This window comes from Clostridium sp. BJN0001, assembly GCF_022869825.1.
GTDB lineage: Bacteria > Bacillota > Clostridia > Clostridiales > Clostridiaceae > Clostridium.
Window position 1 is genome coordinate 1,307,214 of the sequence record NZ_CP094971.1, and the last position, 15,493, is coordinate 1,322,706.

Here is a 15,493-nt window from a genome sequence, read left to right on the forward strand (position 1 = left end):
ACTATTTAATGAAAATTTATACATTATACTATCGATTTAATTTTTAAGTAGGTGAAAAATTTAGATGAAGATTTACAAAATTGGTCTTGATATTGGATCTACAACTGTTAAACTTGCAGTTTTAAATGAAGAGAATCAGTTGATTTATAAAAAATATCAGAGACATTTTTCAGACATTAAAAATACTATTATTTCATTAATTAAAGATTGTTATACAAAACTTGGAGATATAGAATGTACAATTGCAATGACAGGATCTGGTGGACTTTCTATATCTAATTTTTTGGGTATAAAATTTGTACAAGAAGTTATTGCATGTTCAAAAACAGTTGAAACGCTTATTCCTAGAACAGATGTAGTTATAGAACTCGGTGGAGAAGATGCTAAAATTACATATTTTAGAGATGGAATAGATCAGAGAATGAACGGCAGCTGTGCAGGAGGAACTGGTTCTTTTATAGACCAGATGGCATCTCTTTTAAATACTGATGCTAAAGGACTTGATAAGCTTTGTGAAAATTATAAAGTAATATATCCAATAGCAGCACGATGTGGAGTATTTGCTAAAACAGATATTCAGCCACTTATTAATCAAGGAGCTGCAAAAGAAGATATAGCAGCATCTATTTTTCAAGCTGTAGTTAATCAAACAATAAGTGGACTTGCTTGTGGAAAGCCTATACGCGGAAATGTTGCATTTTTAGGAGGTCCATTACATTTTTTGCCACAGCTTAGAAAAAGATTTATAGAAACGTTAAAGCTTGGCCCATCAAATGTAATAGCACCTTCAGAGTCTCAGCTTTTCGTTGCAATTGGTGCTTCTCTTATGTCTAAGGATGAAAAAGAATGTAAATTTTCAGATATATATAAAAGTGTAATTAATTTAAGTGCTGAAACAGATAGCAATGTATTAACACTTGATCCACTTTTTGAAAATGAAGATGAATATATAAAGTTTAAAGAAAGACATGATAAAGATAAAGCTAAATTTAGAGAACTTAATTCATATACTGGACCTGCCTATTTAGGTATTGATGCAGGATCTACAACAACAAAAATAGTTTTGATGGATGATAAAAACGAGATACTTTATACAGAATATGAATCTAATGAGGGAAATCCATTAAACAAAGTAGTAAATATGCTTAAAGATTTATATAAATCTTTGCCAAGTAATGTGAAAATAGTTAATTCAGCAGTTACAGGATATGGAGAAGCACTTATAAAAAAGGCTCTTCATGTTGATATTGGAGAAGTTGAAACAATAGCTCATTATAAGGCTGCAGATTATTTTCTCCCTGGAGTCGATTTTATTCTTGATATAGGTGGACAAGACATGAAATGTATCAAGATAAAAAACGGAGCAATTGATAGTATAATCTTAAACGAAGCATGTTCATCAGGATGTGGTTCATTTATAGAAAGCTTTGCAAAATCATTAAATATGTCTGTAGCTTCTTTTGCAAAAGAAGCACTTAAATCCCAAAAGCCCGTTGATTTAGGTTCAAGATGTACGGTATTTATGAATTCAAGAGTAAAACAGTCTCAAAAAGAAGGGGCTAAGGTATCTGATATTTCAGCTGGACTTTCATATTCTGTTATTAAGAATTCATTATTTAAAGTTATAAAACTTCGTGATGAAAAAGATATTGGAGATCATGTTATAGTACAAGGTGGAACTTTCTATAATGATGCAATTTTAAGAAGCTTTGAATTAATTTCAAAGAAAAATGCTGTAAGACCTGATATTGCTGGGCTTATGGGAGCTTTTGGATGCGCAATAATTGCAAAAGAAAGACTTAAAAAAGACTATAAATGTACTTTATTAAATAAAAATGATATAGAAAACTTTACAATGACAACATCATTTAGAAGATGCGGAAAGTGTACAAATAATTGTCTTCTTACTGTAAATAAATTTTCTACATCTGAAGAATTTATTACAGGAAACAGATGTGAAAGAGGACTCGGAATAGAGCCTTCAAAGAAAAATAAGCTTCCAAATCTTTATGATTATAAATATAAAAGAACATTTGCATATAAGCCATTAAAGGAAACAGATGCAAAAAGAGGAATAATTGGAATACCAAGAGTACTTAATATGTACGAAAATTATCCGTTCTGGTTTACTCTTTTAACTGAGCTTGGATTTTCGGTAAGATTATCTCCAAAATCAAATAAAAAAGTATTTGAAAAAGGAATTGAAACAATTCCTTCAGAATCTGCATGTTATCCAGCTAAATTAGTTCATGGACACATAATGGCATTAATTGAAAATGGAATAAAAACAATATTTTATCCATGTATTCCTTATGAAAAGAAACAGTTTAATGATGCAAATAATCATTATAATTGTCCAATAGTTACTTCATATCCTGAAGTAATAAGAACAAATGTTGAAAGAATAAAAGAAGTAAAATTTATAGAACCGTTTTTATCACTTGATAATTACGATATTCTTCCTAAAAGAATTGTAGAAGAATTTAAAGATTATAATGTAACATATAAAGAAGCAAAAAATGCAGTATTAAAAGCAGTGGATGAGAGAAATGCATATAAAAATGATATTGAAGAAAAAGGAAAAGAAGTTTTAGAATATCTAAAAGAGAATCATAAAAAGGGTATTGTATTATGTGGAAGACCTTATCATGTTGATCCTGAAATAAATCACGGAATACCTGAAATAATAACATCTTTTGGTATGGCAGTTTTAACTGAAGATAGTATATGTAATCTTGGAAAATTAAAAACAGAATTAAGAGTTGTAGACCAGTGGGTCTATCATTCAAGATTATATAGGGCAGCTTCATTTATTTGTGAAAATGATAATCTTGAGATTATACAGCTTAATTCATTTGGATGTGGACTTGATGCTGTTACAACTGATCAAGTATCAGAAATCATGGAGTCTTCTGGAAAATTATATACTGTTTTAAAAATTGATGAAGGAACTAATCTTGGAGCAGTAAAAATAAGAATACGATCATTAAAAGCTGCAATTGAAGAAAGAGAGAGAAGTAAGTATAAACCTATTTTATCTGAAATAGAATATAAAAATCCAGTATTTACAAAGGAAATGAAAAGTGAATATACTATTCTTACTCCTCAGATGTCGCCTATACATTTTGATCTTATTGAAGCAGCAGTAAGAAGTGTAGGTTATAATATTCATGTTCTTCCTTCAAATGATTTAAAAGCAGTAGATGAAGGTCTTAAATATGTAAATAATGATGCTTGTTATCCGTCAATAATAGTTGTAGGTCAGATAATAGAAGCTTTAAAATCTGGAAAATATGATTTAAATAAAACTGCTGTAATAATGAGCCAGACAGGTGGTGGATGCAGAGCAACAAATTATATTGGATTTATAAAACTTGCAATGAAACATGCTGGATTTTCTAATATTCCTATTATCTCATTAAATACTATAGGACTTGAAAAGCAGCCTGGATTTAAATTAAGTATTCCACTTATAAGAAGATCTTTAATGGCAATAATTTATGGTGATCTTCTTATGAGAGTTCTTTATAGAGTAAGACCATATGAAAAAGAGAAAGGCTCTGCAAATAGTCTTTATAATAAATGGAATGAAATCTCAAAAGATAATTTAAGAAATGGAAAAATGTCTATATTTAAAGAGAATATTAAAAATATTATAAAAGAATTTGATAATCTTCCTATTTTAAATATAGTAAAACCTAGAGTAGGTATCGTAGGAGAAATCTTAGTTAAATTTCATCCAACAGCTAATAACAATATCGTTAATATATTAGAAAAGGAAGGTGCTGAAGCAGTAGTACCCGATCTTTTAGGCTTTTTCTTATATTCTGCAACAGATAATCAGTTTAAAGCAGATTATCTTGGAAAAAGCAAAATGAATAAAGTTATATCAGAGCTCTCTATAAAATATATAGAATCATTCACTAAAGTTCTTAAATCTGAACTTGATAAAAGTGAAAGATTTGAAAGCCCTGATAGTATAAAACATTTAAAAGAACTTGCATCTAAGATTTTATCTATAGGAAATGAAACAGGTGAAGGATGGTTTCTAACAGCAGAAATGCTAGAGCTTTTAGAAAATAATGTTAAAAATATTATATGTATTCAGCCATTTGCATGTCTTCCAAACCATGTTACTGGAAAAGGAATGATAAAACCACTTAAGGAATATTCTCATAATGCTAATATTGTAGCAATAGATTATGATCCTGGTGCTTCTAATGTAAATCAGTTAAATAGAATAAAACTAATGCTTTCAGTTGCCTTTAAAAATATTGATGTTTCTGTAAAAGAACATAAACATGCTGAAAAATCAAAAGAAATTGAATCAGAAAACGCAAATATTAAATTAAGCAATGTATAATTAGGAGAGATTTATATGAATAAAGAAATTGATATTAATGAATTAAGTGAAATTTTAAAAAGACTTGATTTACTTATGCCTCTAGATGTACTTATCCGTTCAAAATTAAGTGGTGGATGGGTTACAATTCAAGGAAAAGCTTTTATAGAAGAAAATACTAATTTAAAAAATAGTATTGATATAAAAATTTCGGATAGAGAAACAAAAGAAGGAAATATTATAAGGATAGTTGGAAGTAAATCTAAAAAATTTAATATAAGTCTTTCTCCAAGTCATTATAAAGAAATAAAAAGACATGGAATTAACATCGATATGATAAAAATTGATGATACTTCATGTAAATTTAAAATAGATGATAGTATTATTTTTTCTATTAATAGAAATGAACATGAAATAGAAAAACTTATTTTTAAATAATTCTATTAAGTTTAAAAATGAGTGTTCGATTATTAAAAAGAGAGATTGGAGGTGTATTTATGATCAAAAAATACAAAATAATTAGCATATTATCTTTATTAGCTTTGCTTAGTCCTTGCATTAATGTGCATGTTTATGCTGATGATAATGAAAAATATAAACCTACAGATGTTACTATGGAAGATTATAGCAATCCTGTAACTCCCGGTTTTAATAATGAAATAGAAAAAAGTGAAGAGTATACAGATTCATTTATAAGTGCATTCAATCAGAATGAAATTAAAAAAACTGATAATGAAGATGAAAATAACAGTTCTAATGAAGATGAAAAAAGTGATGTTTATGTATATTATAATAAACCTGCTGATTTTAAAGTCGATTATGATATTGTATCTTCATGCCCAAGTACAGGAAACAGAGGAGATTTTTGGGGACAAACAAACGATGGCAAATGGATATGTATAGTTAACGGTCTTCCTGCAACTGGTTGGAAGAATATTGGTGGAACATGGTATTATATGGACTATGATGGTATTATGCAGACAGGATGGGTAAATGTTGGTCAGTATTGGTATTATTTTTATCCAAGTGGTGCAATGGCATATAATACATGGATTGGAAATTATTATTTAGGATATAATGGAGATATGAGATAGCAAAAAAGTTTCTGCAAAAAAAGCAGAAACTTTTTTATTTATTTGTATTTCTTTTTCTAAAATTAGTTGGAGTAATTTTATATTTTTTTCTAAATATTTTATTAAAATATGATATGTTATTAAATCCACATTCAAGAGCTATATCCATAATAGATTTATCAGTTTCATCAAGCAGATGAGCGGAAGATTCTATTCTATAATTATTTATGTATTCTGTACATGTCATCCCTATGTATTTTTTAAAAAATCTCATAAAATGATACTCGCTAAAGTTACAATAATCTGAAATTTCTTGAATTGATATTTGTCTTGTATAATTGTCTTCAATATAATTTAATATTTTTTTTATCTTATTTGTAATATGACTATTTATTTCAAACTGTTTATTGTCAGTAAAAACATGATTTTTATAAAAATTATAAAATAGTTCAAAAAGAAGTGACTTTAGTTTTAATTCAAATGCATCAGATTTATTCTGATAACATAAGAATATTTCATCTATAATATTTTTATATAATTCATAATCTTTAAAATTTCTTTTAATTATTACAGGAACAATATCATTTTCATTACATATATTAGAAAAATATCTAAATGCACATACATCTGTAAGTGCACTATTTAAAATATCCATATTAAAGACCATAGTATTACTTCTAAGTATATCTTGTTTAAGTTTTACTATAGAATGTAGAGAAAAAGGTTTTATAATAAGTATATCTCCTTCTTCAAGTTCTGTATCAAATAAATTAATATTATAAATGCATCCACCCTCTTCTATTATTGATATTTCAATCTCTTCATGCCAGTGCATATTAAGAACATTTGTTTTATTTTCAAATAAACATTTATAAATCGTGAAAGGAAGAAGGAAGTCTCCATGTATCCTTTTTTCTTTTAAATTTTTATAATTTATGTTTTTCATAGTTATCCTTTCTTAAAAAAGCAGTATTGTGTTAAAAATATTGCGATAATGCAAGATTTTTATAAAAACATCTAGTATAATATATATAATAACATTTTAAACTAAAAAGGAGTGACAAAAATGAATAATTTATTTGGAAAAATAGTTGACTATCAAATAGATGGAAACGATGTAATGATACAATTTGAAGAAAGAAAAGCACAAGTTTCTGTAATTAAAGAGGATATTATTAATTTTTTTGTACCTGTTTTTAGAGAGAAAAGGCTTTCAAAAGCAGTTTCTGATTTAAAACCTTTCCATGGAAATATCCATGTTGAAAGAAAAAATGATTGTATAGTAATTAAAACTGCAAAATTAATTATAGAAGTTTTTGATAATTTTGTAACAGATATATATGATAAAAATCATAATATTTTATGTAAAGATTATAGAGAAAATCTTGATCCTTTCAAAAGAAGATTTTCTAATATGGAACTTGCAGAGTCAGAAGGACATGAGTGTGCAAAAGAAAATTTATATAAAGTTTGTATTGCAAAAGAAATGGAAGATAATCAGTTCTTCTATGGTCTTGGAGAAAAAACTGGCCATTTAAATAAAAAAGGTTATCATTATGTAAATTACAATACAGATAATCCAAATCCTCATGGAGAGACATTTGATAGATTATATAAATCAATTCCATTTATGATTTCAATTAAAGATGATACTTCATTTGGTATTTTCTTTGATAATCATTTTAAAACATATTTTGATCTTGGAAGAGATAATTCAAAATACTATTATTTCGCAGCTGATGATGGAAACATAGATTATTACTTTATATATGGTCCTGAAGTTTCATCAGTGGTTAGAGAATATACATCTTTAACAGGAAGACCTAATCTTCCACAATTATGGACATTAGGATATCAGCAGTGTAGATGGTCTTATGACAGCAAGGATAGACTCCTTGAAATAGCTGATAATTTTAGAAAACGTGGTATTCCATGTGATACATTATATCTTGATATAGATTATATGGATGGTTATAGAGTATTTACATGGGATAAAAAGAAATTTGGAGATCCAAAAGAACTTAGAGAAAAATTAACTTCAATGGGCTTTAAGCTTGTTACTATAATTGATCCAGGTGTAAAAGCAGATCCAAATTATAAGATTTATAGCGAAGGAATTAAAAATGGTTACTTTGCAAAAGACAATGAAGGAATAACATATAGAAATGAAGTATGGCCAGGAACATCTGTTTTCCCAGATTTCTTAAATAGTAAAGTAAGAAAATGGTGGGCAGAAAATCAGAAAATAATGGTTTCATATGGAGCTGACGGAATTTGGAATGATATGAATGAACCTGCAAGCTTTAATGGACCTTTACCTGATGATGTTGAGTTTGATTATGATGGAGTTAAAGTACTTCATAAAGAAGCACATAATGTTTTCGCTCATTTTATGGACAAGGCAACTTATGAAGGCTTAAAGACAGAAACTGGTCTAAGACCATTTATAGTTACAAGAGCGTGCTATGCAGGAACTCAAAAATATTCAACTGTATGGACAGGTGATAATCAAAGTACATGGGAACATTTAAGAATGTCTATACCTATGCTTATGAATCTTTCACTTTCAGGTTTTCCTATCTGCGGAACTGATGTAGGTGGATTTGGACATGACTGTACTAAAGAACTTTTATCAAGATGGACACAGGTTGGAACATTTACTCCATTATTCAGAAATCATGCTGCAATGGGAACAAGAGATCAAGAACCTTGGGCATTTGATAAAGAAACAGAAGATAATGTTAAGAAGTTTATTAAATTAAGATATAAAATAGTTCCATATATTTATGATATGATGTGGAAAATGACAAAAACAGGTGCGCCACTTATAAGACCTCTTTTATTTAATTATCAGGAAGATAAAAATACTTATGAAATAAATGATGAATTTATGTGTGGAGATAATATTTTAGTAGCTCCAGTTTTAACTCAAGGTACAAAAGTAAGAACTGTATATCTTCCAAAGGGTGATAACTTTATTGATTATTACACAAAAGAAGAATTTAAAGGAGGACAGTATATTATAAAAGAAACTCCTTTAGATGTATGCCCTATTTATATAAAATCAGGAAGCATAGTACCAGTTTCAACTGATAAGAACTATGTTTTAGACTCAAAAGATGATAACTTAAGAATTGATGTATTCCTTGGAAATACTGAAACAGAAACAACATATAATCACTTTACAGATGACTATAAGACTTTTAAATACGTTGCAGGAGAATATAGCAATTATAAAATTAAAGTTAAATCATCAGAAGATTTAGTTCATATAAAATTCAAAATTGTTGATAATAATTTTGATGACAAAATTAAGAAAGTTAAGTTCAAATTATACAATCTTTCTAGCAGAAAGGTAATTGTAAATGGAGAAAATGTATCTGTAGAAGATAATAAGATTGTATATAGAATAAAATAGAGGTGTTTGACTTGAAATATGAAAATGGATTAATGAAAAAGCTTCTAAATATAACATGGCCTATATTTATTGAGCAGCTACTTTTTATGCTTCTTGGGAGCATGGATATATTTATGCTTGGAAGATTTTCTGACAATGCAGTTGGTGCAGTAGGAATTGTCAATCAGATAATAGGCATGTTAACTCTTATGTTTGGAATAATTACTCTTGGAACTACAATTCTTTGTGCACAATACATAGGTGCTAAAAGAAGTAATTGTGATATGATACGTCTTGTATTTACATCTATAATGGTTAATTTAGTACTTGGAGTTATAATAAGTATACTTTTATCTGTATTTTCAGATTCATTTTTAAAATTTATGAATGTTGCACCTGAACTTTATGATTATAGTTCTTCTTATATAAAAATTGTAGGAGGATTTATATTAATTCAGGCTCTTACAATGACTTTTTCAGCAATCCTGCGTTCATTTGGATGCACAAAAATATGCATGACAACAACTTTTATTATGAATCTTATAAATGTAGTATTTAATTATATTTTGATTTTTGGAAATTTCGGTTTTCCGAAACTTGGAGTTACAGGAGCTGCAATATCAACCACTTTAAGTAAAATAGTAGGTGGAATAATCCTTGGATATATTTTGTTCACAAAAGTACTTCCTAAATTTCATTTTAAATATTTAAAAGAGTCTTTAAAACCTGAACTTAAGAATATATTTCTTATGGGTGCACCATCTGCAGGGGAACAGATATCATATTCTACAGCTAAAATTGTAACTACAATTATTCTTACACATATAAGCATTGCAGCCGTAACAACCAACTCATATATTAATAATATTTGTATGTTTATATATGTATTTGCAACTTCTATAGGTGAAGGAACAGCAATTTTAGTAGGACGGCTTGTTGGAGACGGTAATAACGATGCTGCACACGATCTGTGTCTTTCATCATTTAAAAAAGCATTTGTAATATCAAGCATAATGGCATGTATTGTTGCATTTTTAGGGAAAAATATATTTGGCATTTTTACAACTAATGCTGAAATAATAGATATTGGAACAAAAGTATTATTTGTTAATATTTTTCTTGAGATAGGAAGAACATTTAATGTTGTAATAATAAATTCTTTAAGAGCTGCCGGAGATGTTAGATTCCCTGTGTATATTGGGATATGTTCTATGTGGACTGTAGGAGTACTTCTTGCATATTTTTTAAGCATTACATTAAATTTAGGTATGCCTGGCATGTGGATGGCACTCGCTCTTGATGAATGGACAAGAGGTATTATCATGTACAAAAGATGGACAAGAAAAAAATGGTATGGAAAAGCTCTTGTCACAAAATAAAAATATAACTGTCACCTATTTGACATTATTTATCTGTATTATATAAGTATAGAAGATTTATTAAGAGGTGACAGATATGAATCTAAGTAATAAAATTAAAATTATGGTAAAACAAGGATTTAAAAAATACGTTTCAAGGATGACAAATACTATTACATTTGAATATAAAGGCAATGTATGGACATTAGACCAGGTCAAAGATATTTCAATTGCAATAATTTTAAGATATAAAAAATGGTACGATGGATATATTACAAACTTAGAACTTCAAAGAGCTATTGTATTTGATAGAAAATATAGAAAAATTCATGAAAACCTTGCTTTAGGATAAAATTAAAAGCTGACAGAAATAATAAAATATTTCTGTCAGCTTTTTAAATTAAAAAAATTATATTAATATAAAATAGCAATAATATCACTACTTGTGCAAATAAAAACATATAAATTAGTAGTTTTATTTTAAATATAATAATATAATTATAGTATAAAAGTAATGGGGATGAGAATATGAAATTATTAAATAAAGGTGATAAAGTTGCACTTACAGCATGTTCTAACACACTTATGCCATATAGAAAAAATGAAATAGATAGGCTTTTAAAAATACTAACAAACATTAATTTAAAACCGATTTTAAGTCAATATATATTTTCTGATAATATATTTTCTGTTAAACCTAAAGATAAAGCAGATGAACTTATAAAATTTTATGAAGATAGAAGTATAAAGGCTATATTTGATGTCTCTGGAGGAGATTTATCAAATCTTGTATTAGATTATTTAAATTTTAATATAATAAAAGAAAAAACTAAACCATTCTTTGGATATAGTGATTTATCTGTACTTTTAAATGCATTCTATCACAAAACGAATAATTTAAGCTTTTTATATCAGATAAGAAATCTTGCAAACGATAAATCTGAAAGACAGATCAAAAGATTTTCTGAAACATTTATTGATGGTACGAATCAAAGTCTTACTAATTTTAAATATAGATGGTTAAATCATCATGCGATGTCTGGAATAGTAATTGGAGGAAATATACGTTGCTTTTTAAAACTTGCAGGTACAAATTTTATGCCTTCATTTGATGATAGAATTTTATTTTTAGAAAGCTATGGTGGAGATAAATTGAAAATAGCTTCTTTTTTTGCGCAATTAAAAAATAGCGGCATTTTAAAAAAAGTAAGTGGAATACTTTTAGGAACATTTACAGAACTCGAAAAAACAGATAATATAGAAGATGTACTTTCATATGTTTTTGGAAAGTTAACTATACCAGTTGCAAAAACAAATGAAATAGGTCATGCAACTGACTCAAAATGTCTTATTTTAGGTGAAAAATTAAATTTAAATTAAATACTACATGTAAACAAGGAGATATATATTATGGATAAAATATTATATGAAGAAAATTTTAACAATCTTTCTAGAGATGAGAAACAGAAATTAATGATTTCTATAGAAAATAAATATGAAAATTTAAAATTCAAATCATTCGAAGAATACGAAACTGAAGAAGGAAATTTTTCATCAGCTGTTTTTATATTAGATAATTCAGAGTTTGTTTTTATTCCAGGAAAAGAAACTCATATAGGTTTTTCGGATAAAAATAGCATTATGAAAAATAAAATTTATCCATATATAGATGAATATCTAAAGGATGAGACTGCACAAATCCCTTGCTTACTTAATAGTACAGATGAATTTTTTAATAGGTACTTAACAAAAAGAAGAAAATTTAAAATGGAACCTACTCTTGTTGAAAGAGATAAAATTGAAGTAAAATGTATAAACAATCCGGAAGAAAAAAATCAAAATGATTCTAAATTATATTATGATGGTGTTTTTTCAATACTTGATATCAAAAGATATATAAAAGAAAGTGGATTTTCAATAATTACTGGCGATGAATGGGAATATTTAAGTGGTGGAGAAAATCCTGATATATTTATTCCTTCTATTTATCAAGAAATTGAAAAATATGCCACTAAAAATATGTCTTATTTTGATGATGAACCCTATTTAAATAAATTTGGACTTTTTATAAATTATAATAATATGGAGGCAGAACTCGTTGATTCTCCTTATTTATGTAAGGGAAGTGATTTTGGAGATATCATTTCATTGTATAATATTTATGCAGACAGTATGCCGTATTCAAGCCATTATATACCAATGCAAAGAGTTAATGAAGAAGACATAATGGCTGATGGATTTGATATTTATGTGAGAAGAGTTTTAAGATTAAATAACTTATAAATTTGACAATCGTAAAAATTTAGATTATTATAAATTTATAATTTTATAAATAGAAAACAGTGATAAAGAGGAGTAAATTTTACATTCATTATTAGAGAGAGGGAAAAAGCTGAAAAACCCTTATGATATGTAATTTTGAAGGTAGCTTTTGAGTTTCTTTGGTGAAAAGTGTAGTAGCTAAAGACGGTTTTAAATCGTTAATTTTTAAGAGCCTGATTTTTCAGGAATAAAGGTGGTACCGCGGTCTTCGTCCTTTCATAGGATGAAGGCTTTTTTTATATTTTATAAAAATTTTTATATGGAGGAATTTATATGTCAGAAATAAAGAATATTGCAACAACATATGATCCTAAAGAATTTGAAGATAGGATCTATAAAAAATGGGAGGATAAGAAGTATTTTACACCAGAAGTCGATAAAAGAAAAAAACCTTATACAATTGTAATGCCTCCTCCTAATATTACAGGAAAACTTCACTTAGGTCACGCACTTGATAATACAATGCAGGATATGCTTATAAGATTTAAGAGAATGCAGGGATATTGTGCATTATGGATTCCAGGTGAAGATCATGCATCAATCGCAACAGAAGTTAAAGTTGCTAACGAACTCTCTAAAAAAGGAATAGATAAAAAAGAAATCGGAAGAGATGCTTTTCTTGAAAAAGTTTGGGATTGGACTCATGAATATAGAGAAAGAATAAGAACTCAGCTTAAAAAAGTAGGAGTTTCTGCAGACTTTACAAGAGAAGCTTTTACAATGGATGAGAATCTTGATAGAGCTGTAAAGCACGTTTTTGTAAAATTATATAATGAAGGTCTTATATATCAAGGAAACAGAATTGTTAATTGGTGTCCTAAGTGCCAAACTGCTTTATCTGATGCAGAAATAGAATATGAAGAACAAGATGGATTTTTCTGGCATATTAAATATCCATTTGTTGATGGTTCAGGATTTTTAGAAATCGCAACAACAAGACCTGAAACATTACTTGGAGATACTGCAGTTGCAGTAAACCCTAATGATGAAAGATATAAAAATATAGTAGGAAAAGATTTAATTCTTCCTCTAACAGATAGAAAGATTCCTGTAGTTGCAGATGATTACGTAGATATGGAATTTGGAACAGGAGCAGTTAAAATCACACCAGCGCATGACCCTAATGATTATCAAGTAGGAAAGAGACATAATCTTGAAGAAATAAAGATTTTAGATGAAAAAGGTATAATAAATGAAAATGGCGGAAAATATAAAGGAATGGACCGTTATGAAGCAAGAAAAGCTATGGTTAAAGATCTTGAAGATCAAGGATTTTTAGTTAAAGTTGTACCACATTCTCATAATGTAGGAACACATGATAGATGTCACACAACAGTTGAACCAATGATTTCAAAGCAGTGGTACGTAAAGATGAACTCATTAGCAAAACCTGCTATTGAAGCTGTAAGAAGTGGAAAAACAAAATTTATTCCTGAAAGATTTGATAAAACATATTATAACTGGATGGAAAACATTCAAGACTGGTGTATTTCAAGACAGTTATGGTGGGGACACAGAATACCAGTTTATTATTGTAAAGACTGTAATAATATTATGGTTCTTGAAAATGCTCCACATAAATGTAGTAAATGCGGAAGTACACATATAGAGCAAGATAAAGATGTACTTGATACATGGTTTTCTTCAGCTTTATGGCCATTTTCTACTCTAGGCTGGCCTGAAAAGAATGATGAGCTTGAATATTTTTATCCTACAAATGTATTAGTTACTGGATATGATATCATTTTCTTCTGGGTTGCAAGAATGATATTCTCAGGAATACACAACATGGATGAAACACCATTTAACACTGTTTTAATACATGGTATTATAAGAGATTCTGAAGGAAGAAAGATGAGTAAATCTTTAGGTAATGGTGTTGATCCACTTGATGTTATTAAAGACTATGGTGCAGATGCACTTAGATATATGCTTATTGCAGGAAATGCTCCTGGAAATGATATAAGATATTATCCTGAAAAAGTTGAGGCAGCAAGAAACTTTGCAAATAAGATGTGGAATGCATCAAGATTTGTTATGATGAATCTTGATAGAGATTTAATTAATAAATATAAAGATGATACAGATTATGATTTAGCTGCAAAATGGATATTATCAAGAGCAAATGATTTAATTAAAGAAGTTACAGACAATCTTGAAAAATATGAACTTGGTATAGCTATGCAAAAAGTTCATGATTTTATGTGGACTGAATTCTGTGATCTTTATATTGAAATTGCAAAACCAGCTCTTTATGGTGATGATGAAAAAGCAAAGGGAATAGTATCAAATGTATTATATAAAGTACTTGTTACTGGTCTTAAATTATTACATCCTGTTATGCCATTTATCACAGAAGAAATATATACTCATTTAACAGAGGAAGATACTATAACAACTGCAAAGTGGCCAATATATGATAAATCATTAAATAATAAAAATGCTGAAAAAGATATGGATTATATAGTTGAAACTATAAAAGCATTAAGAAATATAAGAGCAGAGATGAATGTTGTTCCATCTAGAAAAGCAAAAGTTATCTGCTATGTTAGTGATGAAGCAAAAGAAGCATTTAAATTAGGTGCTCATTACTTAGAAAAACTTGCATCAGCTTCTGAAGTTGAACTTATAGATAATAAGGACAGTGTACCTAAAAATGCAGTTTCACTAGTAGTTACAGCTGGAGAAATATATATGCCGTTATTTGATTTAGTTGATAAAGATAAAGAAACTGAAAGATTAAATAAAGAATTAGACAGATTAAATAAAGAAATTGAAAGAATTGATAAGAAACTATCTAATAAAGGTTTTGTATCTAAAGCGCCCAAAAATGTCGTTGATGGAGAAAAGGATAAAAAAGCAAATTATGAAAAGATGTTTAAAGCTGTTAAAATAAGGATTGAATCTTTAAATTAGATGTTTTCACAAATTTACAAAAAGCTATTTATATATTTTTGTTTTTAATATATAATATATATTGTTTTTAAAATATATTTATTCA

10 protein-coding genes and 1 other annotated feature are annotated in these 15,493 nt (G+C 27.9%); of the genes, 9 read left to right on the top strand and 1 reads right to left on the bottom strand.

Features of this window, described 5'->3' with window-relative positions:
* The first annotated feature begins 64 nt into the window (after window positions 1-64).
* Genes MTX53_RS06295 through MTX53_RS06305 form a run of 3 tightly spaced genes read left to right on the top strand, consistent with a single transcriptional unit; the run spans window position 65 to window position 5,436 of the window.
* The gene (locus tag MTX53_RS06295; protein ID WP_244835404.1) at window positions 65-4,363 is read left to right on the top strand and encodes a 2-hydroxyacyl-CoA dehydratase; all 4,299 of its coding nucleotides are present in this window, start codon (window positions 65-67) and stop codon (window positions 4,361-4,363) included.
* A 15-nt stretch (window positions 4,364-4,378) separates the two neighbouring features.
* Complete coding sequence (locus tag MTX53_RS06300; protein WP_244835405.1) at window positions 4,379-4,780, top strand: hypothetical protein; 402 nt, start codon at window positions 4,379-4,381, stop codon at window positions 4,778-4,780.
* A 59-nt stretch (window positions 4,781-4,839) separates the two neighbouring features.
* A complete protein-coding gene (locus MTX53_RS06305) occupies window positions 4,840-5,436 on the top strand; it encodes a cell wall-binding protein (protein ID WP_244835406.1) in 597 nt (198 codons plus the stop codon).
* A gap of 34 nt (window positions 5,437-5,470) precedes the next feature.
* Here the strand turns inward: MTX53_RS06305 and MTX53_RS06310 are convergent, their stop codons facing one another.
* Window positions 5,471-6,361 carry an AraC family transcriptional regulator gene (locus MTX53_RS06310; protein ID WP_244835407.1) on the bottom strand — a complete coding sequence of 297 codons (891 nt, stop codon included), beginning with the start codon at window positions 6,359-6,361 and terminating at the stop codon, window positions 5,471-5,473.
* Window positions 6,362-6,481: 120 nt separating this feature from the next.
* Between MTX53_RS06310 and MTX53_RS06315 the strand changes: the two genes are divergently transcribed.
* The 6 genes from MTX53_RS06315 to MTX53_RS06340 all read left to right on the top strand — a co-directional run bounded on the left by MTX53_RS06315 (window position 6,482) and on the right by MTX53_RS06340 (window position 15,408).
* Window positions 6,482-8,833 carry a glycoside hydrolase family 31 protein gene (locus MTX53_RS06315; protein ID WP_244835408.1) on the top strand — a complete coding sequence of 784 codons (2,352 nt, stop codon included), beginning with the start codon at window positions 6,482-6,484 and terminating at the stop codon, window positions 8,831-8,833.
* 2 nt (window positions 8,834-8,835) lie between these two features.
* Window positions 8,836-10,191 carry an MATE family efflux transporter gene (locus MTX53_RS06320; protein ID WP_244835409.1) on the top strand — a complete coding sequence of 452 codons (1,356 nt, stop codon included), beginning with the start codon at window positions 8,836-8,838 and terminating at the stop codon, window positions 10,189-10,191.
* 76 nt (window positions 10,192-10,267) lie between these two features.
* Entirely contained in the window at window positions 10,268-10,522 is a 255-nt protein-coding gene (locus tag MTX53_RS06325) for a hypothetical protein (RefSeq protein ID WP_244835410.1), read from the top strand.
* A 176-nt stretch (window positions 10,523-10,698) separates the two neighbouring features.
* The gene (locus MTX53_RS06330; protein ID WP_244835411.1) at window positions 10,699-11,550 is read left to right on the top strand and encodes an LD-carboxypeptidase; all 852 of its coding nucleotides are present in this window, start codon (window positions 10,699-10,701) and stop codon (window positions 11,548-11,550) included.
* Between the two features lie 30 nt (window positions 11,551-11,580).
* Window positions 11,581-12,453, top strand: coding sequence for a hypothetical protein (locus tag MTX53_RS06335; RefSeq protein ID WP_244835412.1), 873 nt, complete (start codon window positions 11,581-11,583; stop codon window positions 12,451-12,453).
* A gap of 50 nt (window positions 12,454-12,503) precedes the next feature.
* Window positions 12,504-12,711: a binding site (T-box leader), on the top strand.
* Between the two features lie 54 nt (window positions 12,712-12,765).
* On the top strand, window positions 12,766-15,408 hold the full coding sequence (locus MTX53_RS06340) for a valine--tRNA ligase (RefSeq protein WP_244835413.1): 2,643 nt from the start codon (window positions 12,766-12,768) through the stop codon (window positions 15,406-15,408).
* Window positions 15,409-15,493: the final 85 nt, after the last annotated feature.

Coding starts and splice junctions, on each gene's coding strand:
- MTX53_RS06295 (WP_244835404.1), top strand. CDS start 65: ATGAAGATTTACAAAATTGGTCTTGATATTGGATCTACAACTGTTAAA.
- MTX53_RS06300 (WP_244835405.1), top strand. CDS start 4,379: ATGAATAAAGAAATTGATATTAATGAATTAAGTGAAATTTTAAAAAGA.
- MTX53_RS06305 (WP_244835406.1), top strand. CDS start 4,840: ATGATCAAAAAATACAAAATAATTAGCATATTATCTTTATTAGCTTTG.
- MTX53_RS06310 (WP_244835407.1), bottom strand. CDS start 6,361: ATGAAAAACATAAATTATAAAAATTTAAAAGAAAAAAGGATACATGGA.
- MTX53_RS06315 (WP_244835408.1), top strand. CDS start 6,482: ATGAATAATTTATTTGGAAAAATAGTTGACTATCAAATAGATGGAAAC.
- MTX53_RS06325 (WP_244835410.1), top strand. CDS start 10,268: ATGAATCTAAGTAATAAAATTAAAATTATGGTAAAACAAGGATTTAAA.
- MTX53_RS06330 (WP_244835411.1), top strand. CDS start 10,699: ATGAAATTATTAAATAAAGGTGATAAAGTTGCACTTACAGCATGTTCT.
- MTX53_RS06335 (WP_244835412.1), top strand. CDS start 11,581: ATGGATAAAATATTATATGAAGAAAATTTTAACAATCTTTCTAGAGAT.
- MTX53_RS06340 (WP_244835413.1), top strand. CDS start 12,766: ATGTCAGAAATAAAGAATATTGCAACAACATATGATCCTAAAGAATTT.